The following is an 18,086-nucleotide window of genomic DNA, read 5'->3' as shown; positions in this document are numbered from 1 at the left end:
CGGGGTCAGTCCGCTTGCCCAGGCAATGCGGCTCGATCTTTGCCCATTGGGCGTCCGTCAGTACGTCACGATCCATCCATAGCGTGAATCACATCCGCACAACTTTGTGAATCCCCACAGACCCTAGCGCGGACGGTCCATGACGAACCTGGCATCCTCGCCAACCTCGAAATAATCGCCCGCCCCGCCGCCGCGCAGGATCGGGCGGGCGCGTGCCGTTTGATAGATGCCGTCGTCGAGCAGCGACCGGTCGATATGGACGTGGACGACCTCGCCCAGCACCAGCCATGTCGGGATCGCGCCGCCGCCCGCGTCGGTCAGTTGCACGATCTGGGTCAGGCGGCATTCGAACTGCACCGGCGATCCCGCGACGCGCGGCGGGGCCACCGCCACCGAGGGCAGCGTGTCGAGCCCGGCGAGCACGAACTCGTCGCGGTCGGTCGTCGCCGAGGTGGCGTTCATCGCCTCGCCCTGACCGCGAGCGGCAAGGTTCCACACGAACGCGCCCGTTTCGCGCACGTTCGCCAGCGTGTCCTTGGCCCCGGTCGATGCGAAGCCGATGATCGGCGGGCGATAGTTGAAGGCGTTGAAGAAACTGTAGGGCGCGAGATTGCGTTTGCCACCCGCCGACACGCTGGAAATCCAGCCGATCGGCCGCGGCGCGACGATCGCGTTGAACGGATCATGGGGCAGGCCATGGCCATCGGCCGGAACATAGGAATGGAAGTCGGTCATGCCACCCCAACGCACGAGGCGGACGAAGCGTGCAAGCCCCTTCGCAGCACGGGGCAGGGCGGATAGGATGCGGCGATGAACGCACCCACCGTCTATCGCCACCGGCTGGCCACCCGGTTGTGGCACTGGGTCAATGCGGTGGCGATCGTCATCCTGATCGGCAGCGGGCTGATGATCCTGAACGCCCACCCCCGGCTCTATTGGGGGCGCTATGGCGCGAATTTCGACGCGCCGTGGATCACGTTCGATCGTTTTCCGGGATGGGTGACGATCCCGCAGACCTATAATCTGGCGCTGGCGCGCAACTGGCACCTGAGCTTTGCGCTGGTGCTGGGGTTCGGCCTGCTGGCCTATATGATCGTTAGCCTGCTCAACCGCCATTTCCAGCGCGACCTGACGATCCGCGCGCGTGAGCTATCGCGCGCACATCTGACGGCCGACGTGAAGGCGCATCTGGCGTTCCGCTTCCACGATCCCGAGCGGCCCGGCGACTATAATGTTTTGCAGAAACTGAGTTATGCGCTGGTGCTGTTCGCGCTGTTGCCGCTGGTGATCGCGACCGGCATCGCCATGTCGCCCGGGCTGAACGCGGCGTTCCCGTGGTTGCTCGACCTGCTCGGCGGGCGGCAGTCGGCGCGGTCGATCCATTTCCTTGCGGCCAGCGGCATCACCCTGTTCGTCATCGTCCATCTGGTGCTGGTGATCCTCGCGGGCGCGGTGAACGAGGTGCGATCGATGCTGACCGGCTGGTGGCGGGTGCCACGATGAGCCGGCTGGTCTCGCGTCGCTCGGCGCTGGTCGTCGGGGCCGGCGGCCTTGTCGCCGCGTGTGACAGGGTGGCGCAACTGCCGTCCGCGCAGACGCTGCTCGGCGGGGCGGAGGACGTACATCGCGGCCTCCAGCGGGCGATCACCGCGCGCGATGCGCTGGCGGTCGAATATTCGGCGGACCAGCGCTCGCCGGTCTTTCGCGCGAACGGCACCAACAACCCGAACACGGCCGATTACAACGCTCACGCCGCCAACCGCTTCGCCGACTGGCGGGTGGTCGTCGACGGGCTGGTCGCGCGGCCGCTGTCGCTCCGGCTCGACCAGATCCGGCAGATGCCGTCGCGCCAGCAGATCACTCGGCACGACTGCGTCGAGGGGTGGAGCGCGATCGGCAAATGGACCGGGCCACGGCTGTCGCGTCTCCTCGATCTCGCCGGGCTGCGGCCACAGGCGCGCTATCTGGTGTTCCACTGCGCCGATGCGATCGGCGGGCGGCGCTATTATGAATCGATCGACCTGATCGACGCCTTCCACCCGCAGACGATCCTTGCGTGGGCGCTTAACGACAGGTTGCTCGGCATTCCCAATGGTGCGCCGCTGCGGCTGCGGGTCGAGCGGCAACTGGGCTATAAACACGCCAAATATGTCGAGCGGATCGAGGCGGTGGCATCGCTCGGCCCCATCGCCGGGGGCAAGGGCGGCTTCTGGGAGGATGTCGCCGGCTACGACTGGTACGCCGGGATCTGACGCAGCCGACGGCCTCAAGGCTACACGCATTTCTTGCGCCCGCTGCGCGGCTCGCCTAGGCGCGCGGCAAACGTCCCCTTTGCACAAGGAGCCTTCGCATGGCCGACCCCATCAATCGCGTCGTGCTCGCCTATTCGGGCGGGCTCGACACCAGCGTCATCCTCAAATGGCTTCAGCAGAACTACAATTGCGAAGTTGTGACCTTCACCGCCGATCTGGGCCAGGGCGAGGAGCTGGAGCCGGCGCGCAAGAAGGCCGAGTTGATGGGCGTGAAGCCCGAGCATATCTTCATCGACGATCTGCGCGAGGAATTCGTCGGCGACTTCGTGTTCCCGATGATGCGCGCCAATGCGCTCTACGAAGGGCTGTATCTGCTCGGCACCTCGATCGCGCGGCCGCTGATCGCCAAGCGCCAGATCGAAATCGCGCGTCAGGTGAACGCCGACGCCGTCAGCCATGGCGCGACCGGCAAGGGCAACGACCAGGTCCGCTTCGAACTGGGCTATTACGCGCTTCAGCCCGACATCAAGGTGATCGCGCCGTGGCGCGAATGGGACCTGACCAGCCGCACCGCGCTGATCGCCTTTGCCGAGGCGCACCAGATCCCGGTGCCCAAGGACAAGCGCGGCGAATCGCCGTTCTCGACCGACGCGAACCTCCTGCACACCTCGTCGGAGGGCAAGGTGCTCGAGGACCCGTGGGAGGAAGTGCCCGAGTACGTCTTCTCGCGCACCGTCAGCCCCGAGGACGCGCCCGACACGCCCCAGATCGTCACCATCGCGTTCGAGCGCGGCGATGCGGTCGCGGTCGATGGCGAAGGCATGTCGCCTGCCACGCTGCTCGCCAAGCTGAACGACCTTGGCCGGGCGCATGGCATCGGCCGCCTCGACCTCGTCGAGAACCGCTTCGTCGGCATGAAGTCGCGCGGCATGTACGAAACGCCGGGCGGCACGATCCTCCACGCCGCGCACCGCGCGATCGAACAGATCACGCTCGACCGTGGTGCCGCGCATCTGAAGGACGAACTGGCGCCGCGCTATGCCGAGCTGCTCTACAACGGCTTCTGGTTCTCGCCGGAGCGCGAGATGCTGCAGGCGGCGATCGACCACAGCCAGCTCAAGGTGTCGGGCGAAGTCCGGCTGAAGCTGTACAAGGGCGGGTGCCACATCATCGGCCGCCGCTCGCCCAACTCACTCTACAGCGAGAAAGTCGTGACGTTCGAGGACGATCAGGGCGCCTATGACCAGCGCGACGCGGCGGGCTTCATCAAGCTCAACGCGCTGCGCCTGCGCCTGCTCGGCCGCCGCGACCGCTGATCCCGGATGGATTTGCGCCGTGTTAGACGGCATGGCGCAAATCCATCCCCCTCCCTTGCTAAACCGCCCCGTCCCGCCGTATCGCGGTGGACGGGATGGGACGGCAACCGGGGGATAGTTTGTTGGAGTCAGGCACCGATCGCCGCTTGTGGTGGCAGACGCGGTGGTTCGTGGCGGCGATGGCGTTCCTCGCCATGGTGCCGCTGCTGTGGCCCGACGTGCCGCCGATGGTCGACCTGCCCGGCCATATGGGCCGGTATCGCGTCCAGCAATTGTGGGACACCGGACAGGCCCCGTGGTTCCACCAATGGTACAACTTCGACTGGAGCCTGATCGGCAATCTGGGCGTCGATCTGCTGGTGTGGCTGCTCGAGCCGCTGATCGGCCTCGAACCCGCGGTCAAGCTCATCATCCTGACGATCCCGCCGCTGACCGCGATCGGGCTGTTGTGGATCGCGCGCGAGGTGCATGGCCGCATCCCGCCGACCGCGCTGTTCGCGCTGCCGATCGTCTACAGCTTTCCGTTCCATTTCGGTTTCGCCAATTTCGCGCTGTCGATGGCGCTGGCGCTCAACGCCTTCGCGCTGTGGCTGCGGCTGGGGCGGCAGGGGCGACTGGTCCTGCGCGGCGTCGTGTTCGTACCCGTAGCCGGGCTGATCTGGCTGACGCATACCTTCGGCTGGGGCACGCTGGGCGTGCTCGCCGCCTCGGCCGAGCTGATCCGCGAGCATGACAAGCGGCGCAACTGGTTCGCCGCCGCCTTTTACGCCGGGCTTCATTGTCTGGTGCTCGCGCCCCCTGCGCTGCTGATGCTGTTGTGGCGATCGGGTGGCCATGTCGGCGGGCAGACCGCCGACTGGTTCAACTGGCGCGCCAAGATGCAGTGGATGACGATGAGCCTGCGCGACCGCTGGCGGCTCTATGATCTGGCGTCGGTCGCGGTCTTCTATCTGGTGCTGTTCAAGGGCGTGCGCGACCCGAACATCGGCTATTCGCGCCACCTTGGCCTGTCCGCGCTGTTCCTGATCGCGGTCTATGCGCTGCTGCCGCGCATCGTGTTCGGATCGGCCTATGCCGACATGCGGCTGGTGCCGTATCTCTTCGGCATCTGCCTGATCGCGCTGCGTCCCAAACCCGGCGTGTCGATCCGCAACGCGGCGACGCTGGCGGCGATCGGGCTCGCTCTGTTCGTCGGTCGGATCGGGGCGACCACCGTCAGCTTCTGGCTCTACGACCGGGATTACGACCGCGAACTGGCGGCGCTCGATCATCTGCCGGTGGGTGCCCGGCTCGTCACCTTCGTCGGCGAGACGTGCTACAACGAATGGAAGATGACCCGGCTGCAACATCTGCCCGGCATGGCGCTGACCCGGCGGCTGGCCTATGCCAACGACCAGTGGTCGATGGCCGGCGGGCAGTTGCTGACAGTGCGCTATCGTATCGCGAAGGGCTTCGCCCACGATCCGTCCGAACTTGTCACCGACGTGCAGTGCCCGCGACAGTTCTGGCGGCCGGTGGCGGCGGCGCTGTACAAATTCCCGCGCGATGCGTTCGATTATGTGTGGATGATCCGTCCGCCCCGGTACGACCGGCGGCTGGAACAGGGGCTGATCCCGGTATGGCGCAGCGGCCGCAGCGCGCTGTTCCGCATCGATCACAGCGTTCCCCCGCCCGAATTGACGTGGAGCGATCTGGGCAATCGTCCGTTTGCCCGGCCCCGCCGTCGTGCGCCGCGCCAGATGGCGGCGAGCGGAAACTGACCGGCCCGATTTTACAGGAGTATATCATGGACCTGCTGAACAACGCCCTGAACTTCGCCGGGCGGTTCGACCTGCCCGCCATCGCCGAAAAGGCCGGCATCTCGCCCGAACAGGTGCAGACGGTGATGGGCCTGCTCGCGCGCTTCGCCGACCATGCCGATCCGGCACAGGAAGCCGCCGACCACAGCGGCGTGTCGCGCCATCAGATCGAGGCGATCCTGTCGGAGATCGGCGGCGCGGACGCGCTCGGCCAACTGGCGCAACTGTTCGGCTTCGATACGGGCACGGGCACCGGCACCGGAGGTCTGGGCGACGTGCTCGGCAATCTGGGCGGCATGTTCGGACGGAAATAAGCGCCGGGAGGCTGATCCAGCACCGCTGGATCAGCGCGGCACCGGCCCGCTCCACCGAATACCCCTATCCGCGCCGGAACGGGGCCAGTTCGCCGAGATATTCCTGCTCCTGCGCGACCGCCGCGCGTTCGCGCGTCAGGAAATCGGCAACGGCGGCGCGGAAGCCCGGGTCGGGCAGAAAATGCGCCGACCATGTCGTGACCGGGGTATAGCCCCGCGCCAGCTTGTGCTCGCCCTGCGCCCCGGCCTCGACCCGGGCGAGGCCGCGCGCGATCGCGGCGTCGATCGCCTGATAATAGCATAGCTCAAAATGGAGGAACGGCACCTCCTCCACCGCGCCCCAGTAGCGGCCGTAGAGCGCATCGTCGCCGATCAGGTTGAGCGCCCCGGCGATCGGCACCCCGTCCCGTTCGGCCAGGATCAGCAGCACCCGGTCGCCCATCGCCTGCGACAGCAGCGGGAAGAAGCTGCGGGTGAGATAGGGCTGGCCCCATTTGCGGCTGCCGGTGTCCTGATAGAAACGCCAGAAGGCGTCCCAATGGTCGGGACGGATGTCGGCCCCGCTCAGATGGCGGATCGTCAGCCCTGCGACGGCGGCGGCGCGTTCCTTGCGGATCGCCTTGCGCTTGCGGCTGGCGAGGTCGCCGAGGAAATCGTCGAAGCTGGCATAGCCGTGATTGGCCCAGTGGAACTGCGTGCCGGCGCGCGTCAGCCATCCCGCCGCCTCGAACAGCGGCAGTTGCTCGTCGGTCACGAACGTCGCGTGCGCCGACGACAGCCCGTTTTGCGTTACCACCGCCTCGAGTCCCGCGATCAGCGCGCTCGCCTGTGCCCCGTCGCGCAACAGCAGGCGGGGACCGGGAACGGGCGTGAAGGGCACCGCGATCTGGAGCTTGGGGTAATAGTCGCCCCCTGCCCGGCCCCATGCGTCGGCCCAGCCGTGGTCGAACACATATTCGCCCTGGCTGTGCGCCTTGGCATAGGCCGGGGCAATCGCGGCGGGGACGCCGTGCTCGTCGTCGACGATCACCGGCAGCGCCTGCCACCCCGATCGCCCGCCGACGCTGCCCGATTCCTCCAGCGCGGCGAGGAAGGCGTGGGACAGGAACGGATTGCCGGGGCCGGCGCAGGCGTCCCACTGGTCGGCGGGAACGGCGCGGACGCCCTGGGCGATGCGGGCGGTGATGGTCGTCACGTGGTTCAAGATAGGGGGCGGCAAGCGGGTCGGGTAGCCCGTCGATCCGCATTGACTCCGTTTTTGGGCAATCGGAGAAGGGCCGGATGATCGCAGCCTTATCCATTGCCTTACTGGCGCTCGCCAGTCCGACTGGTAACGGACCGTCGTCGGGCGATCTGGCAAAGGCGATCCACCGGTTCACCAAGGCGAAGGTATCGATAACCGATATCCGGCACCTCTCCTGTCGACAGATTGCCGAAGATACGACGGAGGCGCGTTGCGTCTGGCAACAGCGGCATAACGGTCGCTGGCGGCGCTATGCGGGATATCTGGCACTGGATCGATCCGGCTGGCTGCTGATCGACACGCCGGTTCGGGCAGCCGCCCGGCGCTAGCCAGCAGGCTCGTTCGGCCTGTTGTGAATCGTTATCTCGCGCCGCGGCACGGGGATGGTGATGCCATTCTCCTTGAACAAATCCCACAGCCGGTTGAGCACGTCGGAGCGGACATTGCCGACCCCCTGTTCGGGATCGCTGATCCACGCGAGGATTTCGTGCTCGACGGCATATTCGCCGTAGGAGATCAGCCAGACGTTGGGCTTGGGACTGCGCAGCACGCGCGGGCTTTGCTGCGCCGCCTGCAACATCAGCTTCTGCGCGAGGCGCAGGTCGGTTTCGTAGCCGACGCCGACGGGGATGCGCACGCGCACGTTGCGGTCGGAGAAGGACCAGTTCTCCACCTCCTGCGTCATCAGATTCTCGTTGGGGATCAGATGCTCCTTGCCGTCGCGGGTGATGACCGAGACGGCGCGCACGCCGATCTTGTTGACCCAGCCGAAGCTGTCGCCGACGACGATGACGTCGCCCGGCTTGATCGACCGGTCCATCAACAGGATGATCCCGGCGATCAGGTTGCCGACCGTTTTCTGCAACCCGAAGCCGACCGCGAGGCCGAGCCCGCCCGAAAAGATCGCAAAGGTCGTCAGGTCGATGCCGAGCAGATCGACGCCGAAGAAGAACGCGACGATGACGATCGCGATCGACGCCAGCTTCTGCGCCAGCAGCTTCTGCGCCGGATCAAGGCTGCCCGCCTGCGCGACGCCGTGGGCGACGATACGGTTGGTCAGGCGGACGACGGCATAGAGCACGACCACGGTCAGCAGCGTGCTGACCACCGCCAGCAGCGACAGGCGGCGTCGCCCGACCGAGAAGCCGATCGCGTCGAGCGTGTTCGTGATCGGTCCCAGCCCGCCGATCGCGCCCGACAGGGCGGAGACGAACAGGATCGCCGCCACCGTCCACGCGATCCAGCGGGCAAGGCCAACGCCGCGCAGCAACTGCACCGCCAGCCGCGCGACCGCCGCGCCCAGCGCCAGCCCGATGACAATATCGGCCAGCGCCCCCCAGTCGCGGACCTGCGCCACCACCGCCAGCACCAGCACCGCGACCAGATGGCGCAGGATGTCGCAGATGCGCGGGGCGATGCCGACGACATGGTCGCCGACCCGCTTCGCCCAGGCTTGCGACAGCGCCGGCCCCCACCGCCGCCCGGCGAACCAGCCAAGCGCGAGCGACAACAGGACGCAGCCGAGCGCCACGCCCGCCTCGACCAGTTGCGGGGCGTCCGGCAACGGCACCCCGCGCGCCGCCAGCCATGCCGCCGCCGGGTTCATCGCGCCGCGCGGAACCGGGCGAGGCCGGCGTCGAGGTCGGCGATCAGGTCGGCCGGGTCCTCCAGCCCGATCTGGAGCCGGACCATCGGCCCCTGCGCCTGCCAGCGGGTGGCGGTGCGGTGGCGCTGCGGATCGATCGGCAGCGCGAGGCTTTCGAAGCCGCCCCAGCTATAGCCGATGCCGAACAGCGCGAGGCCGTCGATCAGCGCGGCGCGGGCGACATCGCTCCCACCGTCGAGCACGAAGGCGAACAGCCCGGCGCTGCCCCGGAAATCGCGCACGAACAGGTCATGTCCCGGACAGCCGGGCAATGCCGGGTGCAATACTCGCGCGACGCCGTCCTGTGCGGCGAGCCACCGCGCGATGGCGAGCGAACTTTCGCCATGTTGTTTCAACCGCACCGCCATGGTGCGCAGCCCCCGCGCACCGAGCGCGGCATCGTCGGGGCCGACATGCTGGCCGAGCTGATAGGTGGCGTGGCGCAACCGGTCCCAGTGCGATTCGACCACCGTCGCAGACCCCAGCATCGCGTCCGAATGGCCGACGACATATTTGGTGCAGGCCATGATCGTCACGTCGACGCCGTGGGCGATCGCCGGGAACAGCAGCGGCGTGGCCCAGGTATTGTCGAGGATCGTCGTCACCCCCCGCGCCCGCGCGACCGCCGCCATCGCCGGCACGTCCTGCACCTCGAAGGTCAGGCTGCCGGGGCTTTCGAGGAACAGCACGCGCGTTGCATCGGTCATCAGTCCGGCGATCCCCGCACCTATCATCGGGTCGTAGAAGGTGGTCGCCACCCCCATCGCCGCCAGCATGCCATTCGCGAAGGCGCGGGTCGGGTCATAGGCACTGTCGGGAAGCAGCAGGTGATCGCCGGGTTTTAGAAACGCGAGCAGCGCGGTGGTGATCGCCGCGACACCCGAGGGATACAGCAACGTGCCGTGCGCGCCGGGTTCAAGGTCGGTCAGCGCCTCGGCCAGCGACCATTGGGTCGGCGTGCCGCGCCGGCCGTAGAACAGCCGGTGGTGGGTATCGCTCCCCGCCGCCGCGCGCAGGTCGGCGACGCTGTCGTACAGGATCGTCGAGGCGCGCCATACCGGCACGTTGACCACGCCGGTGGTCCATTCGGGGCGACGGCCGCCGGTGACGGCGCGGGTGGCGGGGGATACGGACAAGTCGGTCGGCTTCATGGCGTCACTTTCGGGGTGGCGGGGTCGGCGGCCCATTCGGTCCAGCTTCCGTCGTAGAGCGCGGCATCACGGCCGAGCAGGTGGAGCGCGAAGGCGGGTACGGCGGCGGTAATCCCCGATCCGCAGGTTGCGGTGATCGGGCGGTCGAGATCGATCACGGCATCGGCGAACAGCGCGGCGAGTGCGTCGGGCGATTGCCACATCCCGTCGGCCTGAAAGAAGCGGGCATAATGCAGGTTGCGGCTGCCCGGAATATGGCCGGAGGGGAGCCCGCGCGGATCGGCCTCGCTCCCGTCGAACCGCGCGGGCGAGCGCGCGTCGACCAGTTGCTCGTGGTTCCTGTCGAGCGCGGCCAGCACCATCGCCTTGGTCCGCACCGCCGCCAGATCGGGATCGGCGACGAAGCGCGTCGCCTGTACCGGTGTCGTACCGGCTTCGACCGGACGCCCCTCGGCGCGCCACGTCGCCAGCCCGCCGTCGAGCAACGCGACCGGCAACGACGGCGCGAAGCAGCGCAGCAGCCACCACGCCCGCGCGCTCGTACGATGCGGCGAGGTGTCGTAGAGGACGATCCGGTCGTCCGGCCCGATACCGATCGCGCCCAGCCGATCGGCGAGCTTCTCGGCGGATGGCAGCGACGTCGCCTGCCCCGACGACAGGCCGCGCAGGTTAAGGAACCGCGCGCCGGGAATATGGCCGGTGGCGAACTCGGCGGCCTCGTCGCGCGGCGGATCGGTCTGCACCGCGACATAGGTGGCGTCGAGGACGACGAGGCCCAGATCGTCCAGACGATCGGCGAGCCATGCGGTGGAGACGAGCGGTTGCATGACCGCCGGCTTAGGCGGCACCCCGCCAAACGGCAACGGCTTCAGGTGACGCTGCGCACCGCCAGATCGACATGCAGCGCGACCACCTCGGCGCTGTCCAGCCGACCGCCCGGCCGGAACCACGTGCAGACCCCGGTGAGCAGCCCAAGCAGCGCATAGGCGGTGACGCGCACGTCGCGGATACGCAAGCTGCCGTCGCCCGCCCCTTGCGCCAATATGTCGATCAGCCGCGCTTCGTACTCGCCGCGCAGGCCGGCGACGATCGCGTGGTTTGCCGGCGTCAGCGCGCGCAGTTCGGAATTGCCGACGAACACCGCCTGCTGCCGGGTGATGTGATGCTCGACATGGAAGGCGGCGAACCGCTCCAGCCGCGCCCTTGCCCCCGTCACCCCGTCGAGCGCGGCATCGCAGGCGGCGATCAGGTCGCGCAGATGCCCCTCGACCACATCGAACAACAGCCCCTGTTTGGTGTCGATATGGTTGTAGAGCGATCCGGGCTGAATGCCGACCGCCTGCGCCAGCATGCGCAGGCTCATCGCCTCATAGCCATGACGCGCCAGCAGTTCGAGCCCCTTGGCCCGGATCGCCGCCAGCGTCTGGGGACCGTTCGATCCGATCGTGCGCATCTGGCCGCGTTCCTTCCCCATGGCTGCGGGAACAAGCGGGTTGCTCCCTGCGTAAACGAACGTATGATCGTTTCTATAACTGTCGGGCAAGGGCGAATCGTCCCTGGACCCGTACGAACGATGGAGAGATGCCTTGGCCCCTTGCCGCCCCGCGCCCGCCCCTCGTCCGTCGACGAAGGGTTGAGCGATGCAGGACTTTGATTTCGCGCTGGGCGAAACCGCCGACATGATCCGCGAGACGGTACGCCGCTTCGCCGCCGATCGCATCGCGCCGCTGGCGGCGCGGATCGATGCCGAGGACTGGTTCCCGCGCGACGAACTGTGGACTGCGATGGGCGAACTGGGCCTGCACGGCATCACCGTCGAGGAGCAATGGGGCGGCCTTGGCCTCGGCTATCTCGAACATGTCATCGCGTGCGAGGAGGTCAGCCGCGCCAGCGCATCGGTGGGTCTGAGCTACGGCGCGCATTCCAACCTGTGCATCAACCAGATTCGCCGCTGGGGCAGCGACGCGCAGCGCGAGAAATATCTCCCGAAGCTCATCAGCGGCGAGCATGTCGGCGCGCTGGCGATGTCGGAAGTGAGTGCGGGCAGCGACGTCGTGTCGATGAAGCTGCGCGCTGCCAAAGCCGATGGCGGCTATGTGCTGAACGGCACCAAGTTCTGGATCACCAATGCGGCGTACGCCGACACGCTGGTCGTCTATGCCAAGACCGGCGAGGGATCGCGCGGGATCACCGCCTTCCTGATCGAGCGCGGCATGGCCGGTTTTTCGATCGGGCAGAAGATCGACAAGATGGGCATGCGCGGATCGCCGACCGCCGAGCTGGTGTTCGACGATTGTTTCGTGTCGGACGATCAGGTGATGGGACCGCTCAACGGCGGTGTCGGCGTGCTGATGAGTGGCCTTGATTACGAGCGCGCGGTGCTGGCCGGCATCCAGCTCGGCATCATGCAGGCGTGTCTCGACGTGGTCATCCCCTATGTCCGCGAACGTCGCCAGTTCGGCACGCCGATCGGCAGCTTCCAGCTCATCCAGGCCAAGATTGCCGACATGTATGTCGCGCTCAATTCGGCGCGGGCCTATGTCTATGCCGTCGCGCGGTCGTGCGATGCCGGGCGGACCACCCGCTTCGATGCGGCGGGGGCGATCCTGCTGGCGAGCGAGAACGCCTTCCGCGTCGCGGGCGAGGCGGTGCAGGCACTGGGCGGGGCGGGCTATACCAAGGACTGGCCGGTCGAACGCTTCCTGCGCGATGCCAAGCTGCTCGACATCGGGGCAGGCACCAACGAGGTCCGGCGGATGCTGATCGGGCGCGAACTGATCGGCCATGACGCGCCGAGGGCGCAATGACCCGGCTGACCAGCGCGATCGATCCCGCCTACGCGACGTTCAAGGCGAACGACGCGCACAACCGCGCGCTCGCATCCGAACTGCGCGAGCGGGTGGCGCGGACCGCGCTGGGCGGGGCGGAAAAGCACCGCGCCCGCCATGTCGCGCGCGGCAAGCTGTTGCCGCGCGACCGGCTCGAACGGCTGCTCGACGCCGGATCGCCGCTGCTCGAAATCGGGCAACTGGCGGCGAACGGCATGTACGACGGCGAGGCACCGGGCGCGGGCGTGCTGGCCGGGATCGGCCGGGTGTCGGAGCGCGACTGCATGATCGTCGTCAACGATCCGACAGTTAAGGGCGGCGCGTATTTCCCGATGACGGTGAAGAAGCATCTGCGCGCGCAGGAGATCGCGCAGGAAAACCGGCTGCCATGTATCTATCTGGTCGATTCGGGCGGCGGCAACCTGCCGCATCAGGCCGAATTCTTTCCCGATCGCGATCATTTCGGCCGCATCTTCTTCAACCAGGCGCAGATGAGCGCGGCGGGTATCCCGCAGATCGCGTGCGTGATGGGAAGCTGCACCGCCGGCGGAGCCTATATCCCGGCCATGTCGGACGAGACGGTGATCGTGCGCGGACAGGGCACGATCTTTCTGGCGGGGCCGCCGCTGGTGCAGGCCGCGACCGGCGAGGTCATCAGCGCCGAGGATCTGGGCGGTGGCGACCTGCATGCCCGCACGTCGGGCGTCATCGACCATCTGGCGGTGAACGACGACCATGCGCTCACCATCGTGCGCGACATCGTCGCGACGCTGAACGACCCGCCGGTCAGCGACATCACCCGCCGCGAGCCGCGCGCGCCGCTGTACGACGCGGAGGAGTTGTACGGCATCCTGCCCACCGACGTACGCGCGCCCTACGACGTGCGCGAGGTGATCGCGCGGATCGTCGACGGGTCCGAACTGCACGAATTCAAGCCGTTGTTCGGCACCACCCTCGTGTGCGGCTTCGCGCATATCCACGGGATACCGGTCGGCATCATCGCCAACAACGGCGTGCTGTTTTCGGAAAGCGCGCAGAAGGGCGCGCATTTCATCGAACTTGCCTGCCAGCGGCGTATTCCGCTGCTGTTCCTCCAGAATATCTCCGGCTTCATGGTCGGCGGCAAGTATGAGGCGGAGGGGATCGCCAAGCACGGCGCCAAGCTGGTGACGGCGGTGGCGACCGCCAGCGTGCCCAAGATCACGCTGCTGATCGGCGGCAGCTTCGGTGCGGGCAATTACGGCATGTGCGGGCGCGCCTATTCCCCGCGCTTCCTGTTCACCTGGCCCAATGCCCGCATCGGCGTGATGGGCGGCGAGCAGGCGGCATCGGTGCTGGCGACCGTCCACCGCGACGCGGCCGACTGGTCGGCGGAGGAGACGGAAGCGTTCAAGGCCCCGATCCGCGCGAAATACGAAGCCGAGGGCAATCCCTATTACGCGACCGCGCGGATGTGGGACGACGGGATCATCGATCCGGCGCAGACCCGCGACGTGCTGGGCCTCGCGCTCGCCACCACGCTGAACGCGCCGGTGCCGCAGCATCCGCGCTTCGGCCTGTTCCGCATGTGATCGGACGAAGGACCCTGACCATGATCGATTCCGTCCTGATCGCCAATCGCGGCGAAATCGCCTGCCGCATCATCCGCACCGCGCGCGCCATGGGCGTGCGGACAATCGCGGTCCATTCCGAGGCGGACGCCACCGCCCGGCACGTCGCGATGGCCGACGAAGCGATCGCCATCGGCCCGGCGGCGGCGCGCGATTCCTACCTGAACGCCGACCGGATATTGGCGGCGGCGCGCGCGAGCGGCGCGGCTGCGATCCATCCCGGCTATGGCTTCCTGTCGGAGAACGCCGATTTCGCGCAAGGCGTGATCGACGCCGGCCTCGTCTGGATCGGCCCCCGGCCCGACAGCATCCGCGCGATGGGGCTGAAGGACGCCGCCAAGGCGCGGATGATCGCCGCCGGGGTGCCGGTGACGCCGGGCTATCAGGGCGAGGATCAGTCGCCCGAACGGCTGGCGGCCGAAGCGGCGGCGACCGGCTATCCGGTGCTCATCAAGGCGGTGGCGGGCGGCGGCGGAAAGGGCATGCGCCGCGTCGACGACCCCGCCGATTTCCTAGGCGCGCTGGAAAGCTGCCGGCGCGAGGCGGCGGCGAGTTTCGGCGACGACCGGGTGCTGATCGAGAAATATATCCTGTCGCCACGCCATATCGAGGTGCAGGTGTTCGGCGACACCCATGGCAATATCGTCCACCTGTTCGAGCGCGACTGTTCGCTCCAGCGCCGCCACCAGAAGGTGATCGAGGAAGCCCCCGCTCCCGGCATGGACGAGGCGACCCGCGCCAGCGTGTGCGCGGCGGCGGTACAGGCGGCGCGCGCGGTCGACTATGTCGGTGCGGGCACGATCGAATTCATAGCCGATGCCTCGCATGGCCTGCGCGCCGACCGTATCTGGTTCATGGAGATGAACACCCGGTTGCAGGTCGAGCATCCGGTGACGGAGGCGATCACCGGCGTCGATCTGGTCGAATGGCAGTTGCGCATCGCCTCGGGCGAACCGCTGCCGCTGGCGCAGGACGATCTGTCGATCACCGGCTGGGCGATGGAGGCGCGGCTCTATGCCGAAAATCCCGCGACCGGCTTCCTGCCGTCGACCGGCCGGCTCGACCGGCTGGCGCTGCCCGATACGATCCGCGTCGATACCGGGGTGCGCGAAGGCGATGTGGTGACGCCGCATTACGACCCGATGATCGCCAAGCTGATCGTCCATGCGCCGGATCGAACCGAAGCCGCTACCCGGCTGGCTATGGCGGCGGGATCGGTTCGCGTCTGGCCGGTGCGCACCAACGCCGGCTTCCTCGCGCGGGCGGCGGCGCATCCCGACTTCGTCGCCGGCCATGTCGATACCGGCTTCATCGAACGGCATCTGGCGACACTGGTGCCGGGCGACACGCCGCCGCCGGTGGTGCAACAGGCAGCGGCGGCGGCGCTGCTACCACAAGCAAACGCGCCGCTCGCCGGGTTCCGACTGAACGCGCCGGTGCAGTGCGACGTGTCGGTCGAGATTGGCGGGGCGATCGTCCGCGTTACGCCGCAGCCGGCGGATGCGGTCGTGATCGATAGCGGCATCGCCTATCATGGCGGCGAGGGCTGGTCGTTCGGTCGCCCACGCAGCGACCGGTTCGTCGGTGGGGCCGGCACCGCCAGCGGCACGATCGTCGCGCCGATGCCGGGACGGATCGTCGCCGTGCTGGTCGCGGAAGGCGAGGTCGTGACCAGGGGCACGCGCCTTATCGTGCTGGAGGCGATGAAGATGGAACAGGCGCTGACCGCGCCGTTCGACGGCATCGTCGCCGAAGTGAAGGTGGCGGCCGGACAACAGGTGCGCGAGGGGCTGACGCTCGCGCGGATCGAGGAACAGGGCTGATGGCGGGACGCTATTTCGAGGACTGGGCGATCGGCGACCGGATCGACCATGACATCCGCCGCACCGTGACCGAGACCGACAATCTGCTGTTTTCGTGCATGACCCACAATCCCCAGCCGCTCCACCTCGACGCCGAGGCGGCGAAGGCGAGCGAGTTCGGCCGCATCCTCGTCAACGGCACCTTCACCTTCGCGTTGCTCGTCGGGCTGTCGGTCGGCGACACCACGCTCGGCACGCTGGTCGCGAACCTCGGCTACAACGACGTGGTGATGCCGCATCCGGTGTTCATCGGCGACACGCTGCGCGCCGCGACCGAGGTCAGCGCGCTGAAGGACAGCCGGTCACGGCCGACCGCCGGCATCGTCACCTTTGCCCACACCCTGACCAACCAGCGGGATGAGGCGGTGTGTCGCTGTCTGCGGTCCGCGCTGATCCAGCGGCGGCCGGCATGAGCCTGCGCTCGCTGCTGTTCGTGCCGGGCGACCGGGGCGACCGGATGGAAAAGGCGCTGGCGAGCGGCGCCGATGCGCTGATCCTCGATCTGGAGGATGCGGTGCTGCCCGCCGCCAGGGCTGCCGCGCGGGTGACGACCGCAGCATTTCTGCGGCGGGCGCAGCGACCGGTTCCGTTGTTCGTCCGGGTCAATCCGCTTGGCAGCGGCCTGACGGCGGACGATGTCGCGGCGGTACTCGACGCGCGGCCCGACGCGCTGGTGCTGCCCAAGGCCGAGGGGGCAATGAGCGTCGCGGCGCTGGCCGCGCTGGCCCCCGGCGTGCCGATCCTGCCGATCGCCACCGAAACCCCGGCGGCGATCTTCGCGCTCGGCAGCTATGCGCAGGTCGCGTGCCATCTCGCCGGGCTGACATGGGGGGCCGAGGACCTGCCCGCCGCGATCGGCGCGACCAGCGCGCGCGAGGCCGACGGACGCTATACCCCGCCCTATGAACTGGCCCGCTCGCTGACGCTGTTCGCCGCGCATGCCGCGCGGGTTCCGGCGATCGAGACGGTCTATCCGGCGTTTCGCGACCTGGAGGGGCTGGAGCGCTATGTCGCCCGCGCCGCGCGCGACGGCTTCACGGCGATGCTGGCGATCCATCCGGCGCAGGTGCCGGTCATCAACGCCGGGATGACGCCCGATGCGGCGACGGTCGCGCATGCCCGCGCGGTGATCGCCGCCTTTGCCGCCGCCCCCGGCGCGGGGGCGGTACAGATCGACGGGCGGATGCTCGACGCACCGCATCTAGCGCTCGCCCGGACCGTTCTGACGCGGGCGGGCAGGGATTAAAATACCAGTAAACTGGTATTTATAGCGCATAGCCCCGTGGCGAACGGCTGGTAGCATCGTTCTTATGAATGATCCGCGCGAACCCACCGCCATCTTCCGTTCGGGGCCGGATGAATGTGCCTATTTGCGGCGCCGTGCCGCCGATCACCGCCAACTCGCTGAAAAGAGCGGGGAAGCGCATGCCCGGTCGATCCACCTGCGACTGGCGCAGCTTTATGGGGACCGGGTACGGCTGCTGGATCTGGTGCTTCCCGACCAGCATACGGCGCAAAGATACTAGGAACGCGACACCCTGCAATCGGTTGATAGGTCGGACCGGCGCACCCCCAGCACCGGCGGCGGGATGTCGTTCCTGCGGACTCCACGGCACAGGGCGCGTCCCCCGCGTCCACCGCGCCGGGGAGGCCGACGGACCGGCTCCCGCTCCTTCTTCCCGGACAGGATCGAGGCGATGAACAAGGACGAATTTCGCGGCGGCGTACGCTATGCCACCGGCAAGGTCGAGCAGGCGATCGGCGACACGGTCGACAGCCGCGAATGGCAGGTCGACGGCATCGTCGATCAGGTCGCCGGCGGCGCCCGCAACCTTTATGGCCGGGCGCGTTCGGTACTGCACGACGCAATCGACGGCGCACCCGAACTGGTCGACGACGCGCGCGACCGGTTGCGCAGCGTGTCGGCGCGGGCGGGCGATCAGGCGCGCAAGGGCAGCCAGGTCGCGAGCGATACCGTGCGCGATACGCCGCTGCTGTGGGTCGCGGCCGCAGCGCTCGGAGGCTATGCGCTGGCATGGGCCTTCCACGGGCGTCGCGCCTGACTC

Annotated in this window: 18 protein-coding genes; 12 read left to right on the top strand and 6 right to left on the bottom strand. The window is 68.0% G+C overall.

Annotated elements, in window-relative coordinates; genetic code table 11:
• Positions 1 to 123: 123 nt before the first annotated feature.
• Complete coding sequence (locus LRA89_RS19910; protein ID WP_230772747.1) at positions 124 to 735, bottom strand: flavin reductase family protein; 612 nt, start codon at positions 733 to 735, stop codon at positions 124 to 126.
• Between the two features lie 75 nt (positions 736 to 810).
• On the opposite strand from LRA89_RS19910, the gene LRA89_RS19905 reads away from it, so the two are divergent.
• The 5 genes from LRA89_RS19905 to LRA89_RS19885 all read left to right on the top strand — a co-directional run bounded on the left by LRA89_RS19905 (position 811) and on the right by LRA89_RS19885 (position 5,681).
• On the top strand, positions 811 to 1,503 hold the full coding sequence (locus LRA89_RS19905; RefSeq protein ID WP_230772746.1) for a cytochrome b/b6 domain-containing protein: 693 nt from the start codon (positions 811 to 813) through the stop codon (positions 1,501 to 1,503).
• The gene (locus LRA89_RS19900) at positions 1,500 to 2,252 is read left to right on the top strand and encodes a molybdopterin-dependent oxidoreductase (RefSeq protein ID WP_230772744.1); all 753 of its coding nucleotides are present in this window, start codon (positions 1,500 to 1,502) and stop codon (positions 2,250 to 2,252) included. Before LRA89_RS19905 ends, LRA89_RS19900 begins: the two co-directional genes overlap by 4 nt.
• Positions 2,253 to 2,350: 98 nt before the next feature.
• The gene (locus LRA89_RS19895) at positions 2,351 to 3,568 is read left to right on the top strand and encodes an argininosuccinate synthase (RefSeq protein WP_056493821.1); all 1,218 of its coding nucleotides are present in this window, start codon (positions 2,351 to 2,353) and stop codon (positions 3,566 to 3,568) included.
• Positions 3,569 to 3,690: 122 nt separating this feature from the next.
• Positions 3,691 to 5,328 (top strand): hypothetical protein, encoded by a 1,638-nt coding sequence (locus LRA89_RS19890; RefSeq protein ID WP_414886727.1) that lies wholly within the window; start codon positions 3,691 to 3,693, stop codon positions 5,326 to 5,328.
• Positions 5,329 to 5,354: 26 nt separating this feature from the next.
• Entirely contained in the window at positions 5,355 to 5,681 is a 327-nt protein-coding gene (locus LRA89_RS19885) for a hypothetical protein (RefSeq protein WP_056493818.1), read from the top strand.
• 64 nt (positions 5,682 to 5,745) lie between these two features.
• Here LRA89_RS19885 and LRA89_RS19880 read toward each other — a convergent pair whose 3' ends face one another.
• Entirely contained in the window at positions 5,746 to 6,876 is a 1,131-nt protein-coding gene (locus LRA89_RS19880) for a GNAT family N-acetyltransferase (RefSeq protein WP_230772743.1), read from the bottom strand.
• An 86-nt stretch (positions 6,877 to 6,962) separates the two neighbouring features.
• Between LRA89_RS19880 and LRA89_RS19875 the strand changes: the two genes are divergently transcribed.
• Complete coding sequence (locus LRA89_RS19875; protein WP_230772742.1) at positions 6,963 to 7,253, top strand: hypothetical protein; 291 nt, start codon at positions 6,963 to 6,965, stop codon at positions 7,251 to 7,253.
• On the opposite strand, the gene LRA89_RS19870 is transcribed toward LRA89_RS19875, so the two are convergent.
• From LRA89_RS19870 to LRA89_RS19855, 4 genes are read right to left on the bottom strand one after another with little or no spacing between them, the layout of a single operon-like run.
• Positions 7,250 to 8,530, bottom strand: coding sequence for a mechanosensitive ion channel family protein (locus tag LRA89_RS19870; protein ID WP_230772741.1), 1,281 nt, complete (start codon positions 8,528 to 8,530; stop codon positions 7,250 to 7,252). The two genes, LRA89_RS19875 and LRA89_RS19870, sit on opposite strands and share 4 nt — an antisense overlap.
• Entirely contained in the window at positions 8,527 to 9,720 is a 1,194-nt protein-coding gene (metC, locus tag LRA89_RS19865; RefSeq protein ID WP_230772740.1) for a cystathionine beta-lyase, read from the bottom strand. Before metC ends, LRA89_RS19870 begins: the two co-directional genes overlap by 4 nt.
• The gene (locus LRA89_RS19860) at positions 9,717 to 10,547 is read right to left on the bottom strand and encodes a sulfurtransferase (protein WP_230772739.1); all 831 of its coding nucleotides are present in this window, start codon (positions 10,545 to 10,547) and stop codon (positions 9,717 to 9,719) included. Before LRA89_RS19860 ends, metC begins: the two co-directional genes overlap by 4 nt.
• Positions 10,548 to 10,588: 41 nt before the next feature.
• Positions 10,589 to 11,173, bottom strand: a complete 585-nt coding sequence (locus LRA89_RS19855) for a TetR/AcrR family transcriptional regulator (RefSeq protein WP_230772738.1) — start codon at positions 11,171 to 11,173, stop codon at positions 10,589 to 10,591.
• Between the two features lie 187 nt (positions 11,174 to 11,360).
• On the opposite strand from LRA89_RS19855, the gene LRA89_RS19850 reads away from it, so the two are divergent.
• The 6 genes from LRA89_RS19850 (at position 11,361) to LRA89_RS19825 (ending at position 18,083) form a co-directional block, all read left to right on the top strand.
• On the top strand, positions 11,361 to 12,527 hold the full coding sequence (locus LRA89_RS19850) for an isovaleryl-CoA dehydrogenase (RefSeq protein ID WP_230772737.1): 1,167 nt from the start codon (positions 11,361 to 11,363) through the stop codon (positions 12,525 to 12,527).
• A complete protein-coding gene (locus LRA89_RS19845) occupies positions 12,524 to 14,119 on the top strand; it encodes a carboxyl transferase domain-containing protein (protein ID WP_230772735.1) in 1,596 nt (531 codons plus the stop codon). Before LRA89_RS19850 ends, LRA89_RS19845 begins: the two co-directional genes overlap by 4 nt.
• Before the next feature lie 20 nt (positions 14,120 to 14,139).
• Positions 14,140 to 15,981, top strand: coding sequence for an acetyl/propionyl/methylcrotonyl-CoA carboxylase subunit alpha (locus LRA89_RS19840; RefSeq protein ID WP_230772734.1), 1,842 nt, complete (start codon positions 14,140 to 14,142; stop codon positions 15,979 to 15,981).
• Positions 15,981 to 16,433 (top strand): MaoC family dehydratase, encoded by a 453-nt coding sequence (locus tag LRA89_RS19835; RefSeq protein WP_230772733.1) that lies wholly within the window; start codon positions 15,981 to 15,983, stop codon positions 16,431 to 16,433. The genes LRA89_RS19840 and LRA89_RS19835 overlap by 1 nt, the downstream gene beginning before the upstream one ends.
• Positions 16,430 to 17,266, top strand: a complete 837-nt coding sequence (locus LRA89_RS19830) for an HpcH/HpaI aldolase/citrate lyase family protein (protein ID WP_230772732.1) — start codon at positions 16,430 to 16,432, stop codon at positions 17,264 to 17,266. Before LRA89_RS19835 ends, LRA89_RS19830 begins: the two co-directional genes overlap by 4 nt.
• A gap of 451 nt (positions 17,267 to 17,717) precedes the next feature.
• Positions 17,718 to 18,083 (top strand): CsbD family protein, encoded by a 366-nt coding sequence (locus LRA89_RS19825; RefSeq protein ID WP_230772731.1) that lies wholly within the window; start codon positions 17,718 to 17,720, stop codon positions 18,081 to 18,083.
• The last annotated feature ends 3 nt before the right edge of the window (positions 18,084 to 18,086 follow it).

The sequence above is a fragment of the Sphingomonas sp. Leaf4 genome, from assembly GCF_920939515.1.
Taxonomy (GTDB): Bacteria; Pseudomonadota; Alphaproteobacteria; order Sphingomonadales; family Sphingomonadaceae; genus Sphingomonas.
The sequence above is the reverse complement of the archived record's forward strand: the minus strand, read 5'-3'. Positions and strand labels throughout refer to the sequence as shown.